22 protein-coding genes are annotated in these 17,467 nt (G+C 62.1%); 11 read left to right on the forward strand and 11 right to left on the reverse strand.

Features of this window, described 5'->3' with window-relative positions; genetic code table 11:
• Window positions 1-3: 3 nt before the first annotated feature.
• The 9 genes from napE to EM858_RS12185 all read right to left on the reverse strand — a co-directional run bounded on the left by napE (window position 4) and on the right by EM858_RS12185 (window position 7,078).
• Complete coding sequence (napE, locus tag EM858_RS12145) at window positions 4-189, reverse strand: periplasmic nitrate reductase, NapE protein (protein ID WP_022557563.1); 186 nt, start codon at window positions 187-189, stop codon at window positions 4-6.
• A 201-nt stretch (window positions 190-390) separates the two neighbouring features.
• Complete coding sequence (locus tag EM858_RS12150) at window positions 391-1,578, reverse strand: NnrS family protein (RefSeq protein WP_127756842.1); 1,188 nt, start codon at window positions 1,576-1,578, stop codon at window positions 391-393.
• Window positions 1,575-2,327, reverse strand: coding sequence for an ATP-binding cassette domain-containing protein (locus EM858_RS12155; RefSeq protein WP_080820501.1), 753 nt, complete (start codon window positions 2,325-2,327; stop codon window positions 1,575-1,577). The genes EM858_RS12150 and EM858_RS12155 overlap by 4 nt, the downstream gene beginning before the upstream one ends.
• Entirely contained in the window at window positions 2,324-3,133 is an 810-nt protein-coding gene (locus EM858_RS12160; RefSeq protein WP_127756843.1) for an ABC transporter permease, read from the reverse strand. The genes EM858_RS12155 and EM858_RS12160 overlap by 4 nt, the downstream gene beginning before the upstream one ends.
• Before the next feature lie 5 nt (window positions 3,134-3,138).
• Window positions 3,139-4,122, reverse strand: coding sequence for an ABC transporter substrate-binding protein (locus EM858_RS12165; protein ID WP_080820498.1), 984 nt, complete (start codon window positions 4,120-4,122; stop codon window positions 3,139-3,141).
• 148 nt (window positions 4,123-4,270) lie between these two features.
• Entirely contained in the window at window positions 4,271-4,654 is a 384-nt protein-coding gene (locus EM858_RS12170) for a hypothetical protein (protein ID WP_080820496.1), read from the reverse strand.
• On the reverse strand, window positions 4,651-5,589 hold the full coding sequence (locus EM858_RS12175) for a U32 family peptidase (RefSeq protein ID WP_080821064.1): 939 nt from the start codon (window positions 5,587-5,589) through the stop codon (window positions 4,651-4,653). The genes EM858_RS12170 and EM858_RS12175 overlap by 4 nt, the downstream gene beginning before the upstream one ends.
• A 5-nt stretch (window positions 5,590-5,594) precedes the next feature.
• The gene (locus tag EM858_RS12180; RefSeq protein ID WP_080820494.1) at window positions 5,595-6,572 is read right to left on the reverse strand and encodes a peptidase U32 family protein; all 978 of its coding nucleotides are present in this window, start codon (window positions 6,570-6,572) and stop codon (window positions 5,595-5,597) included.
• Window positions 6,563-7,078 carry an SCP2 domain-containing protein gene (locus tag EM858_RS12185; RefSeq protein WP_080820492.1) on the reverse strand — a complete coding sequence of 172 codons (516 nt, stop codon included), beginning with the start codon at window positions 7,076-7,078 and terminating at the stop codon, window positions 6,563-6,565. The genes EM858_RS12180 and EM858_RS12185 overlap by 10 nt, the downstream gene beginning before the upstream one ends.
• 149 nt (window positions 7,079-7,227) lie before the next feature.
• Between EM858_RS12185 and EM858_RS12190 the strand changes: the two genes are divergently transcribed.
• The 3 genes from EM858_RS12190 to EM858_RS12200 are packed head-to-tail and all read left to right on the forward strand — an operon-like array spanning window position 7,228 to window position 9,736.
• Window positions 7,228-7,578, forward strand: coding sequence for a DUF488 domain-containing protein (locus EM858_RS12190; protein ID WP_080820490.1), 351 nt, complete (start codon window positions 7,228-7,230; stop codon window positions 7,576-7,578).
• Between the two features lie 56 nt (window positions 7,579-7,634).
• Window positions 7,635-9,149: a UbiD family decarboxylase gene (locus tag EM858_RS12195; RefSeq protein ID WP_162936923.1), complete on the forward strand. Its 1,515-nt coding sequence runs from the start codon at window positions 7,635-7,637 to the stop codon at window positions 9,147-9,149.
• A gap of 2 nt (window positions 9,150-9,151) precedes the next feature.
• Window positions 9,152-9,736, forward strand: coding sequence for a UbiX family flavin prenyltransferase (locus EM858_RS12200; RefSeq protein WP_205529923.1), 585 nt, complete (start codon window positions 9,152-9,154; stop codon window positions 9,734-9,736).
• Window positions 9,737-9,740: 4 nt separating this feature from the next.
• Here EM858_RS12200 and EM858_RS12205 read toward each other — a convergent pair whose 3' ends face one another.
• Both EM858_RS12205 and EM858_RS12210 read right to left on the reverse strand, forming a co-directional pair.
• Window positions 9,741-10,418, reverse strand: a complete 678-nt coding sequence (locus EM858_RS12205) for an NnrU family protein (protein ID WP_127756844.1) — start codon at window positions 10,416-10,418, stop codon at window positions 9,741-9,743.
• A gap of 12 nt (window positions 10,419-10,430) precedes the next feature.
• Window positions 10,431-10,586, reverse strand: a complete 156-nt coding sequence (locus EM858_RS12210) for a hypothetical protein (protein ID WP_003520964.1) — start codon at window positions 10,584-10,586, stop codon at window positions 10,431-10,433.
• A 137-nt stretch (window positions 10,587-10,723) separates the two neighbouring features.
• On the opposite strand from EM858_RS12210, the gene EM858_RS12215 reads away from it, so the two are divergent.
• The 8 genes from EM858_RS12215 to EM858_RS12250 all read left to right on the forward strand — a co-directional run bounded on the left by EM858_RS12215 (window position 10,724) and on the right by EM858_RS12250 (window position 17,451).
• Window positions 10,724-11,257, forward strand: a complete 534-nt coding sequence (locus EM858_RS12215; protein WP_127756845.1) for a cytochrome c oxidase subunit 3 — start codon at window positions 10,724-10,726, stop codon at window positions 11,255-11,257.
• 5 nt (window positions 11,258-11,262) lie between these two features.
• Window positions 11,263-11,553, forward strand: coding sequence for a hypothetical protein (locus tag EM858_RS12220; protein ID WP_065117942.1), 291 nt, complete (start codon window positions 11,263-11,265; stop codon window positions 11,551-11,553).
• 166 nt (window positions 11,554-11,719) lie between these two features.
• Window positions 11,720-12,172 carry a cytochrome c gene (locus tag EM858_RS12225; protein WP_046800955.1) on the forward strand — a complete coding sequence of 151 codons (453 nt, stop codon included), beginning with the start codon at window positions 11,720-11,722 and terminating at the stop codon, window positions 12,170-12,172.
• 24 nt (window positions 12,173-12,196) lie between these two features.
• Entirely contained in the window at window positions 12,197-13,543 is a 1,347-nt protein-coding gene (locus EM858_RS12230) for a nitric-oxide reductase large subunit (protein WP_110758675.1), read from the forward strand.
• A gap of 65 nt (window positions 13,544-13,608) precedes the next feature.
• A complete protein-coding gene (locus tag EM858_RS12235) occupies window positions 13,609-14,421 on the forward strand; it encodes a MoxR family ATPase (protein WP_127756846.1) in 813 nt (270 codons plus the stop codon).
• Window positions 14,422-14,488: 67 nt separating this feature from the next.
• Complete coding sequence (locus tag EM858_RS12240; protein WP_127756847.1) at window positions 14,489-16,387, forward strand: nitric oxide reductase activation protein NorD; 1,899 nt, start codon at window positions 14,489-14,491, stop codon at window positions 16,385-16,387.
• A gap of 146 nt (window positions 16,388-16,533) precedes the next feature.
• Complete coding sequence (locus tag EM858_RS12245; RefSeq protein WP_164865414.1) at window positions 16,534-16,839, forward strand: DUF2249 domain-containing protein; 306 nt, start codon at window positions 16,534-16,536, stop codon at window positions 16,837-16,839.
• 78 nt (window positions 16,840-16,917) lie between these two features.
• Window positions 16,918-17,451, forward strand: a complete 534-nt coding sequence (locus EM858_RS12250) for a DUF2249 domain-containing protein (protein ID WP_065117775.1) — start codon at window positions 16,918-16,920, stop codon at window positions 17,449-17,451.
• Window positions 17,452-17,467: the final 16 nt, after the last annotated feature.

The raw sequence follows: 17,467 nt of genomic DNA on the forward strand, positions 1-17,467 counted from the left end.
CCCTCAATGGCCAGGCGGCCCCGGCGGGCCGTAAATGATCTGGAACATCCAGACGATAAAGCCATAGGCTCCGACAAATCCGACCGCCAGAATGGGCCAGATTCCGAATGCCAGAACGGCGAAGGTGACAAGTTCCCTCGTCCGACCTGGCTTTTCATCTGCGTGTTGAGGCGCGACTATTTTAGGCATATTCGCGTTTCCCTATTCGGTTGGAGTTATAATCGACCAAAAAAAAGATATGTTCAACTACTTGATTTTATTGATTATTTATCAAAACTAACATTCATCAATATCCCTCCCCTAAGTCACTGATTTCACTTTGTGCTTTTGCCAAAAAAATAAACAAACCGGTCGGGACAGTGATGTCGCCGCCGCGGGGCAAGGTGTCTCTCATCCGCATGCCCCCGCCTCATCGATGCCAGGCGCGCGCATGAAGGGCAGAAAGCCCTGCAACCAGACCCCGAAACTCGCCGCCCACAAAATGGCGCTGAGGCCATGGTGATAGGGTGACAATGTTGCGGCAAAATCGAATTCCGGCAGGATGCGGACCAGCCCCGCCATCACCATCAGAAGGGCGGCCACATGCGCCTGCCATGGCAGATGCGTCAGGTTGCGGCCCGTATGCCGCAGCCCGGCAATGATGAAGACGGCCATGATCGCGCATCCCAGCGCCCCGACCGACAGCAGATGCAGCCCTGCGGCGGGCGTGACGGAAAAACCGAGCCTTGTTGCGCCGAGCGCCAGAAAACCCGCGCCCGCAAAGGCGTTGCCGAGACCGAGCAACAGCACCTCGGTCTTGAAGGCGGCACGCCCGATGAACCATTCGGCCAGCCGGTCGAAAAAGGCGGCCCCGGCCGCAAGCGAAAGCCAGGCGCAGACATCGCTTAGCGGAAAGAAAAGCTTCGCCGCCATGTAAAGCGTCACCATGGCGCCCGCCATATGCTGGCGGCCGGGATGCGGCCGGTAAGGCGTGGTCTCGCCACCCGGATGGAGCGCCAGATTGATGACGACCACATTGATACGCGCGGCGGAGAGTGAAAACAGCACGGTGAAGATGCACAGCGCCGCTTCCAGAAAGCGGGATGCAAATTCAGGATCGCCGCTCCACCAGGCATAACGCACACCCGCTTCAGCCGCCGTAAACAGAAGAAGCCAGATAAGGAATGCCAGGTGTTTCATCGTGCGCCGCGCCAGCATCGCCCTGCCGATGAGAACAGAGAGCGCAAGCAGAAAGACGAGATCGAAAAAACCCGCAAACAGGCTCCATGCCTCCATCCCGAGAAAGCCGATAAGGCGGCCCGGCAGCCAGAGACCGGCGAGATGAAGCAGCGTTCGTCCCTGCGCCGGCTTCGCATCCGTCCATTCCGGCACCGCCGAGCCGAGGAAACCGGCAAGTGCCATGCCATAGGTGCCGAAGATCATTTCATGGGCGTGCCATTGCGATGCAGGCACCGCATCGGCAAAAGGCAGGGCATAACCACCGATGACGACCCACAGGAAGGGCCAGCCCGCGCCGTGCAGGGCGGCCAGCGGGAAAAACAGCCGCAGTGCTTCGGAAAGGATGGGGGGCTGCCTCATCGCACCCGCTCCTTTGCCGAAAACAGTTCGGCGAAGGCCGGGCTCTCGGACAGGCGTTCCGCTTCGTCGAAAACCGCCCGCGCCATGCGCCGGCCCGGCGAACCGGCGGGCTTATGCGCGGCAATGACGCGACCATCGACGCCGGAGAGCACGATCAGCCGGTCGGCAACCAGCAACGCCTCATGAAGATCATGGGTGACGAGAAGGGTGGAAAAACCGCGCCGGCAGGCGGCGCCCACCAGAAGCTCCTGCAAATGACGGCGCAGGCCGACATCGACGGCGCTGAAGGGCTCGTCCAGAAACAGCATGTCCGGCTCCACGGCGAGCGCCCGCGCAACGCCGGCGCGCTGGCGCATGCCGCCGGAGAGTTCCACCGGATATTTGCCGAAATCCCCCGCCTCCAAACCGACTTCCAGCGCGAAAAGGCCCGCCCTTTCGCGCCGCTCCCGTTTCGGCATGCCGGCCGCCGCAAGGCCATAGGCGATATTGTCGATAAGTGTCATCCACGGCAAAAGCCTTGGCTCCTGAAACACCAGCCCCTGCCGGCGATAATGGCGGTGCACGCGGCCGCGAACAGGATCGATGATACCAGCCGCGATCTGCAAAATCGTCGTCTTGCCGCTGCCGGAGGGGCCAAGCAGCGCCACGGTTTCCCCGGGCGCGATGCCGAGATCGAAATTCTCGAACAGGCTGCGACCGAGAAAGGCGTGGCCGACATGTTCGAAGCGCAGGATGGAACGGTCGCTCATCGTTTGACACCCCATGGCAGCCCGGCGGCGCGCCAGCGTTCCAGCGCCTCGCGCAGCAGATGCAGCAGGCCGTAATCGGTCAGCAGCGCCAGCGTGACGGTGATGGCGAGCCAGGCGCTGACCTGTGCGATGTCGAACAGCGCGCGTGCGGTGGCCAGTTCGCCGCCAATGCCGCCGGAATTCGAAAGGAGTTCGGCCATGACGGTTACTTTCCACGCGCTTCCGGCCGTCGTCGTCCAGGCCGGGAAGAGGTAGGAGAGCACATGCGGCATGGTGACGGTGCGCAGCCGGTAAAACCACGGAGCGCCGAAGGCCTGCGCCATCACCTCCAGCTGACGGTCCCGCTTGGCGACACCTTCCAGCGCACCGGCAAAGGACACGGGAGCCGAGGCGATGATGACGGTCATGACGGCCGTGCCCCCCGACGAGCCGAACCAGATAAGCGCCAGCACGATCCAGCCGATGGGCGGCACGCCGAGCAGAACGGTGACGACAGGCTTCATCAACCGCATGGCCGCGAAGGAATAGCCCGCCAGCACGCCCGCCACCGTGCCGATGCCGGCGGCGATGGCAAAGCCGGTCAGGGCCCTGACGGCGCTCTGCGACAGGATGGCGAAGAAATCCGGCCGCGCCGCCAGAAGCCCCATTGCCGCGAAGGTCTCCCCCGGTGAAGGCAGGATGAAGGAGCCATAAATCTCATGCCCGGCCTGCCAGGCGGCGAGAAAACAGAAAATGCCTGAAAGCCCGGCCCAGCCCGCCCAGAGATAGCGGCCCATCCAGCCAAGACTTTCGAGAATGCGGTTCATGCCTGCTACACCAGATAAAACCCGTCATCCGGCCGCCGGCCGCCGATGATTGCCGGGTCGGCCTTGGCAAGCTCATCGTAGAACGCCTCGAGATCGGCGCGCGCAGCGCTTGCCTTCAGGGCGCATAGATGACTTGTCGGAAAGGAGGCGGCGATGATTTCCGGCGGGAAACCCAAGGCATCGGCGGCCGCATCGGCCGCCGTCTTCGGATCGGCTACGGCGCTGGCGAGCGCCGTCTCCATGGCGCCCTGCAAAGCCTCGATGCCGGCCCTGCCGAGTTTTTGCTGGACTGGCGATGTCAAGGCGAGGCCAGCCTGCGGAATTTCAGCCTTGCCGGCCACCTTCGCCCATTCCCGCTGAATATCGATGGTGCGATGGACGGTCATGAAAAAAGACTTCGCCTTGATGAGCACGGCGGTCGCGGCCGGCTCGCTCAGCAGGGCGGCATCCACCCGTCCCGTCAGCAGCAATTGCACGGCTTCCGGCGGCGAAGCGGCATATTCCAGCTTGATGTCGCCGGGCTTCAGGCCGTTTTCGGCAACAAGGCGGCGCAGCACGAAATCGGGCATGTCGTTCTTGAACGGCAAAGCGAGGGTCTTGCCGGAAAGGCTCTGCAGGGAGTTCAGCGTCCCGTCTTTCGAAACGATATAGAGCAGGCCCGTGGTCAGCACGTTCAACAGCCCGAGGCCGAGGCCGCGATTGTGGAGATTGGCGACGCCGTAGCTCGGCATCACCATCGCTCCCATGGAGCCGGAGGCGACGGCGGCACGCATTTCATCCGGGGTTTTCCAGGCTTTGAAGACGGCTCCGGGTGCGACATCCTTCAGGAACCCGCCCTTTACCGCATGGGCCAGCACGGCCGACGGCGCGGCCGGAGGGCCATAAAAGGTGAGCGGCGCTTCCGCCTTCGCAACATGCGGTGCGGCAAGTGTCGCGACCGCGAGCCCGGAAAAGGCTGAAAGAGCCTGACGACGGGTGAGATGGGCCATGGTCCTGATCCTTTCGCGCCGGAAGCGCCATAATGCGCGTGACACCCGCTCAGACCTGTCTTCCGGTCCCGGCGCGTCACCACCCGGAAATGACATTTTGCAAGCGCCCGCTCTTTGCGCAGGATCAAACAGGGCCGAAAACAGGGATTTATTCATCCTTCTTGAGTGAGAGCGCGTCCCGCAGGATTCGCGAACCCTCCTGGGCGGCGGCAGCGATATCGAGAAACATCAGGCTTGCGGTTTCGACCACACCTTCATCCACCGTGTCGTCTTCGGCGAAATCGCAGAGCATCTCGGTCAAAAGCGCGATCTTGCGCCGCTCCTCGCGGGCGGCGGCCAGAAGCTTGACGATATTGCGCTGGCGCTCGAAATCCTCCAGCTCGCGCAGCGCCTCGTGCACCCTGTCGCGGCAGCTGCAATCAAGCGCGCTCTGCAAGACAATATCGCGCACCAGATGGATTGCCGCCGCGATATCCGCTCCGCCCGGTGCGGCTGCGGGCAGCTTTTGCTCGCTTTGCCCGTTCGTCGTCATGCATTCACCCCATGCGCCGTGTTGCGGGCACGTGCGATCCAGGCCGCCCCTTCCTGCCCGTGGTGAAAACCGTTGGAAAAGGGCACGTCCGGATAGATGTGCCCGAGATGGGCAAGACCGTCCTCCGCCTCCCGCCTGCCGGCCAGAACATCGTCATGGATTTGCGCCACGGCGACCATGTCGCAGTCCTGCGGCGACAGCCGGAAGCGGGAAATGCCGGCGGCGGCCAGATCCTGCAATTCGCCAAGCAGCGACTGGCAGGTATGCGACACCGTCTGTACGCCGTTCAGCGCCAGAAACGACTGCCGGTCGAGCGTGCGTACCGGCAATCCATCCGGATCGTCGCCGCAGACGAACTGGCAATTATCCTTGATATTGCCCTTGGCGCGGGCATGGGCGCAGCGCGCCGAAATGGCGAGCGGCAGGCGGCCGAAGGCAAGGATTTCGAAGTCCACATCAGGCGTCTCCACCACGATGCGCTCCACCGAGGTCATCGGCAGTTCCGGCGGCAGGCAGATGGCACTCGCCCCACGAGAAGAAAGCAGCCGCGCGGTCGCGGCATTATAAACGTTCACCATTGGCCCGACGACATGCGGCGTGCCGTGCAGCATGCCGAGCGCGGAAAGATCGTTCGCCTCGACCGGATAGGGGCTGTCGGCGATCAGGCCGCGCAGGTGGCGGCTTTCCCGCTCCAGCGTCACCAGTGAAAGCGTCGAGAGGATCACCTGCTTTCCGGCACTCTCCAGCCGCTCGATCACGTCGGCGAGATGCGGCTCGGCGAAATGAAACCGTTTGGAACAGACGGTTTCACCGAGATAGACATGGCTGACGGGCGCTTCATCCGCGATACGGAAATAGAAATCGCGCCATTTCTCGCCCTGCCAGAGATAAAGAACCGGGCCGAGCGCCAATGTGACTTTTGCGGGCTTTGCCATCGCCATCATCTCCAGCGTTTCTCATAAGCACCGACAGTTGTGCGCTGGCCTTCACTTAACAGCCGCAGGCGTGAGAGCAGCCGTCCCCGCTCTTCGGCACTGGCGGCCAGCGCCCGGTGCAGGGTGGAAACCACTTCCGCCACATAGGCCTTGCCGCGCTGGCGGCCCTCGATCTTCAGCGCGCTGACCCCCGCTTCGCGCAGCGCATCGATCTGGTTCATCACATCAAGCGACACCGGGTCCTCGAAGGCATAGGACTTGTCATCGGCAATCTCGAAACGGCCCTTGCACAGCGTCGGATAACCCGCCGCTTCGCCTTCCGGAAAGCGGTTGATGGTGTAATCGCCGAGTTCCGACACTAGCTCCTGCCCGTCCTGCCGATAACGCACATGGCTTGCTGGCGAGCAGACGCCGTTCATGTTGGGGGATTTTCCGGTGGCGTAAGACGAGAGCGAGCAACGCCCCTCCGCCATGACGCAGAGGCCGCCAAACACGAAGATTTCGATTTCGCAGCGGATCTGCCGCGCCAGCCGGGCGATGTCGGAAATCGTCAGCGTGCGCGGCAGCACCACGCGTTTCGCGCCGAAGGCATCGACGAGAAAGTTCACAGCGTCCGCATTGGAGGCGGAGGCCTGCACGGAGACATGGATGCGCTGCTGCGGGTGGTGTTCCGCCACATGCGCCATCAGACCGAAATCGGCAAGGATCAGCGCATCCGCCCCCGCCTTCACGGCATCGGCCGCACCGCGATACCAGATATCCTCATTGCCCGCGCGCATGAAGGTGTTGAGCGCGACGAAAGTCTGGACGCCGCGCTTCTTCGCATAGGCGATGGCTTCGGCAAGCTCTTCGCGGGAAAAATTGAGGCCGGGAAAATTGCGGGCATTGGTTTCATCGCGAAAGCCGCAATAGACCGCGTCCGCCCCGGCATCCACGGCCTCGCGGAAGGCGGCGGGCGTTCCCGCAGGACAGATCAGCTCCATGCCTCACCTCCCCGTGTATCCGAAAGAACATGGCCGCGCAGGCGGTTTGCAAGGCCCGTTACCACCAGCGCGAAAGGCCCGGCAGAGGCACCGAGATCGCGCGGCAGATCAATGCCGCTGTCATCAAGCGCATTGCGCAGTGCCAGCATCGCCTCCATGTCGCCGGTCACGCTGAGATCCCGCGAGAAGAACAGCGCATCGGCATCCTGCCGCCCCTCCATCAGCGCCAGCAGCATGAAAAGCGGCCCTTCCACCGCCGCATCCACCTTGGGCAAGCGGCCCTTTCGGCTGACGGTGATGGCCGGACGCGCCGGCTCGACCATGAAGGCGAAGGGCAGATCGACCGGCAGGAAGGCATAACGTTTGCCGCTATGCTCACCGAGCCGGCCGAACAGATCAGGATGCCGTTTCATGATCTGCGCCAGCATCGCCGCCGTCGCTCGCTGCACCATGGCAAGAGGCATAAAATTCATGGGGGTAGCGATGGCGGCGGGAAACGGTCTCATAGATGGTCCTGTCAGGTCAGTTGCGGGCAGGAACCTAACCGCAGCGCGCCGACACCGGTTTGAGCGAACGCAAAGACAGAGAGATTTTCGGGCGCGGCTTCACAAAAGCCGCTATAAATCATTCACTTGCGAAGCGAAGGAGGCCGCCCATGTCCGATATAAGGATCAAACGGATTTATGATGCCGCCAGCGATGATGACGGCGCACGCATTCTGGTGGACCGGCTGTGGCCACGCGGCATGCGCAAGGAAACCGCACAGCTTTCGCTGTGGATGAAGGACATTGCGCCCAGCAACGAATTGCGCAAGAGTTTCTCGCATATGCCGTCGCGTTTTGCGGAATTCACCCGGCACTATCATGAGGAGCTGGCCGCCAATCCCGATGCCGTGGCGCGCATGAAGGAGCTGATGGCGAAGGGCCGCGTCACGCTGCTTTATGCCGCCCATGATACCGAACACAACCACGCCCTCGTTCTTGCCGACTATCTTCGTTCGCACTGAAGCCGCATTTGCGGCAGCGCAAGGACATGCCGCACCGCCACCGGCAAACAGGCGGCATGAGAGACGAGAAAACAGAAATTAAACCCGCCCACGCAGCCGATCTGCGCGGTTTCGTCCGGTTGCTGGAAGAACGCGGGCAGCTGCGGCGAATCCGCCAGCCGGTCTCGCTGGTGCACGAAATCACCGAAATCCACCGCCGGGTGCTCGCCGATGGCGGGCCAGCGCTGCTGTTCGAGCAACCCGTCGACCATGAGGGCAAGGTGCGGGACATGCCGCTGCTTGCCAATCTCTTCGGCACGCGGCAACGCATCGAATGGGGGCTGGGGCTGGAAACGGGCGGCCTGCCAGCACTTGGACAAAAGCTTGCCGAATTGCGCGAACCACGGCCGCCGAAATCCATGGCCGAGGCATGGGGTAAGCTGCCTTTGCTGAAAGCCGCACTGTCCATGCGGCCACGCAACGTCTCCCGCGCGCCGGTGCAGGAAAAGGTACTGACAGGCGATGTAGTTGATCTTGCCCGCCTGCCGGTGCAATGGTGCTGGCCGGGCGAACCGGCCCCGCTTATCACCTGGCCGCTGGTCATCACCCGTTCGCCTGATGACCCCGACGATATCAATGTTGGCATCTATCGCATGCAGGTGCTGGGGCCGGACAGCGTGATCATGCGCTGGCTGGCGCATCGCGGCGGCGCGCAGCACCACCGGCTGTGGCAGGCACGCGGGCTGGATATGCCCGTTACCGTCGCCATCGGCACTGATCCCGCCACCATTCTTTCCGCCGTCATGCCGCTTCCTGAACATATCAGCGAGCTTGGTTTTTCCGGCCTGCTGCGCGGCTCGAAAAGCCGCATCGCGAAGGCATTGACGGTGCCGATGCCGGTGCCTGCCAATGCCGAGATCGTGCTGGAAGGTACTGTTTCGGCCACGGAAACGGCAATGGAAGGCCCCTATGGCGACCACACCGGCTATTATAATTCCGTCGAAGCCTTTCCGATCATGACGCTGTCGGCCATCACCACGCGCCGCGACCCCATCTATCTTTCCACCTATACCGGTCGGCCGCCGGATGAGCCCTCGGTTCTCGGCGAAGCCATGCTCGAGATTTTCCTGCCGCTCGTGAAGAGGCAGTTTGCGGAAATCGTCGATCTGTGGATGCCGCCGGAAGCCTGTTCCTACCGCGTCATGGTCGCCTCCATCGACAAGCGTTATCCCGGCCAGGCAAAGCGGGTGATGATGGGCCTGTGGTCGATGCTGCCGCAGTTCAGCTATGTGAAGCTCATCATTCTGGTCGATCCCGACATCAATGTGCGCAGCTGGGCGGATGTGATCTGGGCGCTTTCCACCCGTTTCGACGCCTCGCGCGATACAACGATCATCGACGATACGCCGATCGATTATCTCGACTTCGCCTCGCCGAAAACCGGCCTCGGCGGCAAGATGGGGCTGGACGCCACCCGCAAGCTTTCGCCGGAGACGGAGCGCGAATGGGGCCGTGTGCTCTCCATGACACCTGACGTCATCGCAAAGGTGGATCTGATGTGGCGTGATCTCGGACTTGGAGAACGACCATGAACCTGTGCCGCGTCGTGGTCGGCGTCACCGGTGCATCGGGTGCCGGCATTGCGCTGCGCATCATCGAGCGCCTCTCCGATATGAAGAACGTCGAAATCCATCTCGTCCTGTCGCAATCCGCCAGACGCACCGTGCTGCAGGAGGACGGTGCGCAAGCAATGGGGCGGATGTTGTCGCTCGCCGGCGTCAATCACGCCGTTGATGATATCGGTGCGGCGATCGCCAGCGGCTCCTTCCCGACGGCGGGCATGATTATCGCCCCCTGCTCCATGCGCACACTTGCCGCCATTGCAACCGGGTTTTCGGACAATCTCGTCACCCGCGCTGCCGATGTGCATTTGAAGGAACGCCGGAAGCTGGTGCTGATGACCCGCGAGACGCCGCTGCATCTCATCCATCTGCGCAACATGTGCACTGTCACGGAGGCAGGCGCCATCGTCATGCCGCCGGTGCCGGCCTTTTATAACAGGCCGCAAAGCGTCCTCGATATTGTCGACCAGCTCGCCGCCCGCGCCATCGATCAACTCGGTATCGGCTCCGCACCGCAGGCGCCGATATGGCAGCCGCACGTAGTGAAGACGTCGTGAGCGATCAGAAATAGGCCATGGGGTCCGCGCCAAAGAGCGCGGCATGGCCGCCGGCCAGCAGCCACCAGACCGTCAACCCTGTCAGCGCCGCGGCTAGCAGCATCGGCCCGTCCACGGCGAGGCGCGTTTTGCCGGAAAGGATTGCTGCGAAAGGGATCGTTGCGTTTTTAGCGGCCGCCGCGCTCCACGCATTACCCAGTCTTTTCCGCGCGCGTTTTTCAGTCTTCGCCATTCCGCCAAGCGAAAACAGCGCAAAACCGCCGAACAGGATGACGGAACGCAGGTCGCCATTCGGCACGACATGGCCGAGCGACCAAAACAGGAAACCGACAAGCACCGGATGCCGCGTGATGCGCACGATCGCCCCCGGTTTATCTCCCTGCCGCACGGAAATGGAAAGCGGATTGACGCTGAGAAGGCCAGCGAGCACGAAAAACAGACCAATCGGCGCTGCCAGAAAGGTGACATGCGCCTGCCAGGGCGCGACATCCCAAAGCGGAATATAATCCACCGACAGCGCGGCATAAAACACCCAGCCCAGCGCCAGAAGCGAGACCACGGAATAAGCCCCGAAATAGGCGGGCCGGCCGATCGCCGCAATCAACCGGCCGCGCACGGCAGGCACGGCGGGAATGGAATGCAGCGCCACAAAAAGCGAAAGAGCGGCGACAAGTTCAAGCATGCGACTGTCTTCTCACTGGTTCAGGAACAGCACCGAAGCAATGGCCACGGAGGCCAGCACGGCGGAAACCGCGCCCATGCGCTGCAACACTCCCATACGGTACAACAGCACCGCAAAGCCAATGATAATAGGAGTTGCGACAATCAGCCCGACCTGCGCGTCGTTCATGGGAAGCTCCATTTTCCAGAGTTGCGCTTTGTCATGACAATAGGGCTTTGCGCGCTCCCTTCTTTGACCGACCGCAAAGAAGCGGGGTTTGAGGACGCATAAGCGTGGCTTGCTGTTTTACAATTACGGGCGAGGCCATGGCGATCAATACGGAAGAGGAAAGCGGAAACCTGCTTTTATGGATTCTGGTCTGGAGCGAACTTGCCGCCTTCGGCGCGCTGACCGGCGCCTTCATCATCGCCTTCGCCCTCAACCCTGATGCGTTCGCCGCCGCGCGCCAGCATCTGCAGCCGCAGCTTGCCGGCTTCAACACCCTGATTTTGCTGGCAAGCGGCTGGCAGGCGGCCGTCGCGGCCAGCCGCCACACGGCGCTGGCGGGCAAAAGACGGGCGCTGGTCCTTGCCGGCCTGCTGGGTTTCGCTTTCGTCGGAGTGAAGCTCCATGAATATTCCACCGAAATCGCCTTCGCGTCTGACCCAGCCTACGGCGCGTTCTTCGAGCTCTATTTCCTGCTCACCGGCTTCCACCTGCTGCATGTGGTCTTCGTGGCCATGCTGCTGTTTCTCGTCGCAGTCTTCCCGAAAAACGAGAATGTCACGCTGGTGACGACGCTGTGGCATGTCATCGATCTGGTCTGGATCGTCATTTTTCCCATCGTCTATCTGGTTTGACAGTCATGATCCACCGCACCTCCCGCCAGCTCGCAAGAAGTTTTGCAGTGCTCGCCATTCTTGTTCTCGCCGGTACGGCTGTCGTCACCTCGTGGAAGGCAGCGCTTCTGCCGCCCGTTGCCGCCGCCTGCCTGATGCTGCTTTTCGCGCTCATGAAATCCAGACGCGTCATCGACGACTTTCTGGGTTTTGGCGAAGAGCGGGGCCTGCTGCGCACGGCACTTCTGGCATGGCCCGCAATCTTTGCCGCCGCAGCCCTTTTGCGGGCGTTCCTGCAGGGCATTTTGTCGCTCTGAAAAGGCGGACCACACCACCTCTCCACTTGTTTGCCAAATGGCAAAGAACGCCGGCGACCAGCGGCTAGAAAGGCTTCAGACCCCCAGCCTGCTGGCAAATCCCGGCAAGAGGGTTCGATCAAGCCAGTCCGCATAAGCGGTCTTCCGGATGGAAAGGACCATTGGCATGGCAGAACGCCTGACCAAAACAGGAGCGCGAAACGTCTTTTACGGCGGCTCCATCTTCTTCTTCGCCATATTCGTCGGGCTGACCGCCCATAGCCATTATTACATGCGCACCACCTCGACGGATGAAAGCACGCTGACGGAAAGCGTCGCGCGCGGCAAACACGTGTGGGAGAAAAATTCCTGCATCAACTGTCACACGCTGCTCGGCGAAGGCGCCTATTTCGCGCCCGAACTCGGCAATGTCTGGAAGCGCTATGGCGGCGTGGAAGACAAGGAGACGGCGCGCGATTCCATCAAGGCCTGGATGGCCGCCCAGCCCACCGGCATCGAGGGCCGGCGCCAGATGCCGCAGTTCAATCTCACCGAACAGGAACTCGATGATCTCGTCGACTTCCTCGAATGGACGAGCCGGATCAAGACGCAGAACTGGCCGCCGAACGATGCGGGTTGAGGTTGACGGCAAGGAGATGACGAGATGAAATACCAGACGCAAAAAGTCGCCATGCTGTATTTTTACGGCGCAATCGGGCTGTTCGTGGCGCAGATCCTGTTCGGCGTCATCGCCGCGACGATCTACGTGCTGCCCAACACGCTTTCCGAGCTTCTGCCCTTCAACATCGTGCGCATGATCCACACCAATGCACTGGTCGTGTGGCTGTTGATGGGCTTCATGGGCTCGACCTTCTATCTTCTGCCGGAAGAAACGGAAACGGAGCTTTACAGCCCCAAGCTCGCCATCGCGCAGTTCTGGATCTTCCTGGTGGCCGCCGCGGTTGCCGTGGTCGGTTATATGTTCCGCATCCATGAAGGGCGCGAATTCCTCGAACAGCCCTTCGCCATCAAGGTCGGCATCGTGCTTGTCGTTTTGATGTTCCTGTTCAACATCACCATGACGGCACTGAAGGGCCGCAAGACCACCGTCATCAACATCCTGCTCTTCGGTCTCTGGGGTCTGGCGATCTTCTTCCTCTTCGCCTTTTACAACCCCATCAATCTGGCGCTCGACAAGATGTACTGGTGGTACGTCATCCATCTTTGGGTGGAAGGCGTGTGGGAACTGATCATGGCGTCGATCCTCGCCTTCCTGATGATCAAGCTCAACGGCATCGACCGCGAAGTGGTGGAAAAATGGCTCTATGTCATCGTCGGTCTTGCACTCTTCTCGGGCATCCTCGGCACCGGTCACCATTATTACTGGATCGGCGCGCCGGGTTACTGGCAGTGGATCGGTTCGCTGTTCTCGACGCTGGAAGTGGCCCCCTTCTTCACCATGGTCATCTTCACCTTCGTCATGACCTGGAAGGCTGGCCGCAAGCATGAGAACCGCGCCGCGCTTCTGTGGTCGATCGGCTGCTCGGTCATGGCCTTCTTCGGCGCGGGCGTCTGGGGCTTCCTGCACACGCTGTCTTCGGTGAACTATTACACCCACGGCACGCAGCTTACCGCCGCCCACGGGCACCTCGCCTTCTTCGGCGCCTATGTGATGCTGAACCTTGCGATGATGGCCTATGCCATCCCCGAAATGAAAAAACGCGCGCCCTACAACCAGTGGCTTTCGATGACGAGCTTCTGGGTCATGTGCACGGCCATGTCGGTGATGACCTTCGCGCTGACCTTCGCCGGCGTGGTGCAGATCCAGCTTCAGCGGGTCATGGGCGAAAGCTTCATGGATGTGCAGGACCAGCTGGCGATCTTCTACTGGATCCGTCTCGGTTCTGGTTTCGCTGTTCTCATTTCGGCGGTCATGTTCATCTGGGCAATCCTGGTACCGGGCAAGCAGAAACAGGGCGACGTTGCCCGCCTCGTGCAGCCCGCCGAATGAGAAACGGACCGGCTCTCCTTTTCCCCCGGAGAGCCGGTTCCTTATCAACAAACATGGAGATGACCATGAACACAATATTCCGTCCGATCCCTCAGCCCCAGCCGGACACGCCGTTCTACACCCCGCTCGGCAATGAATGCACGCTGTTCGAAAGCGCCTGGGTGCGGCAATTGCCGCTGCTGCTGAAAGGCCCGACAGGCTGCGGCAAGACCCGTTTCGTCAGCCATATGGCAGCGAAACTCGGCCTGCCGCTTTCCACTGTTTCGTGCCACGACGATCTTGCTGCCGCTGATCTGACCGGCCGTTACCTGCTGAAAGGCGGCGAAACCGTGTGGATGGACGGCCCGCTGACGAGGTCCGTGCGCCAGGGCGGCATATGTTACCTCGACGAGATCGTCGAGGCGCGCAAGGATGTGGCTGTCGTGCTGCATCCCCTCACCGACGACCGCCGCATCCTGCCGCTGGAGCGCACGGGCGAAGTGCTGGAAGCACCCTCGGGTTTCATGCTCGTCGTTTCCTATAATCCCGGATACCAGAACCTTTTAAAGAGCCTGAAGCCCAGCACCCGCCAGCGTTTCGTCGCCATTGAATTCGATTTTCTGCCCAGGGAGCAGGAAATCGCCGTCGTTTCGCATGAAAGCGGGCTGGATGCGCGCGACGTCGAGCCACTCGTCGATCTTGCCCACCGGCTGCGCGGTCTGAAAGGCCACGATCTGGAAGAAGGCGTTTCCACCCGTCTGCTCGTCTATTGCGCCAGCCTCATCGATACCGGCCTTCCCGCCCGTCAGGCCGTGCGCGCGACCATGATCGAACCGCTGACTGACGAGCCGGATGTGAAGGCCGCGCTGCATGAAGTCGCGGATGCGATCATTCGATAGGCGCTTTGATATCCACACCGGATTGCGCGGCCCCGCGCGTTCCGGTCCGATGCCATGAGGATAAACCATGCTGGACTTTCTGGAACTGGAAGAAACCGTCGGCCGCGCCTGGCACAGGCTGATCGGCGAAACCGGCACATGGCTGCGCTTCCCGGATCATGCCGTAAAGCTGGAGGATATGCAGGCCGTACTGGCCATATGTTTCCGCGGTTTTGGCGGTGAACATGCGGTGCAGATCGCTCCGGCCCGCGCCCGCACCTCCAGCCACCGGCTGAGGCTGCGCCAGCGCATGGGTCTTGGCGAAGAGAAGCTCGCCCAGCCCGGACGTGATCATGCCACGCTGATGCTGCCGCCCGTACTCGATCTGTTTCCCGACCGGTGCCTCAACCGCGATCTTTATCTCTGGCTTGCCGCCGCCATGGCGATGATGCCGCTTGAACCAGTCATGGCCGCCGACCCGCTTCGCAACGATCTTGCCCGGCTCGACCGTGCCGGAGAACTGGCAAAAGCCGTCATCCATGCCTTCCCCGGAATGAAGACCCGGTATCGCCGGCTTTGCGCCGCCATGCTCGCGGTGCGCCAGAAGCGGCCGCTGCCGCAGGCGGAGCAGCAGGTGGAACAACGGGTGCTTTCCATGCTCGCCGATGCGGCAGGGATCGACGGCCTTGCGCCACCCGCCGGTCTTCCGGCCAAGGCGCCGCCGCGCTACCTGCCGATGTTGCCGGTGCCGCTATGGCCGGACACGCTGCTGCGCGAAACATCCGATGCCCGGCAGAGCGAGGACCAGCCGGCAGCGGGCGCCGCGCCGCAGGGGGCGGAGGCCGCCCGCCATATCGCCGTGCGCGAAAAGACCGAGAACCGCCAGACCGAACGCAGCCCCTTCATCCTCAACCGTTTCGAAAAAATCCTTGCCATGGCGGAGATGGTCAATGTCGACCGGCCGGGTGACGACAGCGACGATGCCGACGGCAGCGCGGCGGACGAGCTTGACGATATGACGCTGGGTGAAAGAAAGGGGCGGCCTTCCGCCCGCTTCCGCTTCGATCTCGACCTGCCGCCTGAAGCACTGGACCATACCCCGCTGACAGCAGAGCTGACCTATCCCGAATGGGATTATCGCAGCGGTGCCTATCTCGCCGACCATTGCCGGGTGATCGCCGGTCCGGCGAAAGACGCCGAGACGGCACCGGAACCCGACCCGGACACCAGAAGCCTCATCCGCCGGGTCAGGCGGCAATTCGAGGTGCTGCGGCCACGCCACGAGATGCTGCGCGCCCAGCTTGACGGCAATGATCTCGATCTTGACGCCGTGGTTCGCGCCAGAAGCGATATTGCCGCCGGTGGACAGGGCAGCGACCGCATTCATATGGCAAGCCGCCCACAGGCGCATGATCTTGCCGTAACGATCCTCGTCGACGTGTCGCTATCGACCGATGCCTGGTTCGACAATCGCCGGGTGCTCGATGTGGAGAAGGAAGCCCTGCTGGTGCTTGCCCACGGGCTTTCCGCCTGTGGCGACAGTCACTCCATCTTGACCTTCACCTCCCGCCGCCGTTCCTGGGTGCGGGTGGAAGCGGTGAAGGATTTCGATGAGCCGATGGGCCACACTATCGAGCGGCGCATCGCGGCGCTGAAACCCGGCTTCTACACCCGCATCGGCCCCGCCATCCGCCACGCCAGCGCCAAGCTGCGTGAGAGGCCGGAGCGCCGCAAGCTGCTTCTGCTGCTGACGGATGGCAAGCCGAACGATGTCGATCATTATGAGGGCCGCTTCGCCATCGAGGACAGCCGCCGGGCGGTCTCCGAGGCGCGACGCTCTGGCGTCAGCGTCTTCGGCGTAACGGTGGACAGCAAAGCGCAATCCTATATTCCGGCCATGTTCGGCCAGAACGGCTATGCCATCGTCAACAGGATCACCAAGCTGCCATCGGCGCTGCCGGCAATTTATCGCAGCCTTGCCGGCTGAAGCATGTCGCGCAGACGAACCTGACGAATCTCAGGTTTGTTTGCGCGGCGACAATGTCTCCCGACCGCCCGGCGGATAGGTTTTTCCAGTCCGTCGGCTGGCCGCACCGCCGGACATCATTCCATCCGCGGCCGTGGAGCCAGCCTATGTCCGAAGCCCAAACCGCAACCAATATCGACGTGCGCATCATTCCGCACCGCGAACGCCATCCGCGTATTTTCGGTGCGCTTGGCGCGTTGACCGAAGGTCAATCGCTACAGATCACCAGCGATCACGATCCCCGTCCACTGCTTTACCAGCTGGCCACCAATTTCCCCGGCCAGTTCGGCTGGGAATACCTCGAACAGGGCCCGGACGTCTGGCGTCTCGATATCGGCCGGCTGGAAGAACAGGCCGAAGGTTCCGAAGACGATATGTCCGGCTGCGAATGCTGCTGCGGATCCGAACATTGACCCCTGCCCCGGCGGTGTGGTGAAAAGACCTCTGGCGGTTGGCCCTTGCCGCCGCCAGCCGACAGATGAGGTGATGCAATGACGGAAATGATCAGGGAACTCGATGTGCGGCCGCTTTTGCTGAGCGGCGGCGAGCCCTTTCCGGCCATCATGGAAGCCGTGGCCGGGCTTGCTCCCGGTGAGGCGCTGCGATTATACGCCACCTTCCGGCCCGTTCCGCTTTTCAAGGTGATGGCCGAGCGCGGTTTCGACCATCAGGTCAGGGAAATCGGCGGCGGTGACTGGGAAGTGCTGTTTACGCCGCAATCCACTGAGACCGAACAGATTTCCGTGTCACCGGCGCTTGCGGGCAATGCCGAGGAGCCGCAGATATGGCCCGATCCGGTCATCTATCTCGATCTGAGCGACGAGACGGCCGAAGGCCAGGCGAGCCGCACGCTTGCCGCACTTGACCGTCTTCCGCCGGGTGCCGTGATCTTCGTGCTGATGCCGCAGGAGCCGACTTTCCTTTACCCGGAACTTCTGGCCCGGGGCCATCAATGGGCCGGCAATTTCGACGAGGCGCGCACCGCGTTCCGCATCTTCATCCGCGCCGGTGCCGGCGCGCATTAAGCCATAAATCAAATTC

It is taken from the genome of Agrobacterium sp. CNPSo 2736, assembly GCF_004005385.1.
Lineage (GTDB): Bacteria > Pseudomonadota > Alphaproteobacteria > Rhizobiales > Rhizobiaceae > Agrobacterium > Agrobacterium leguminum.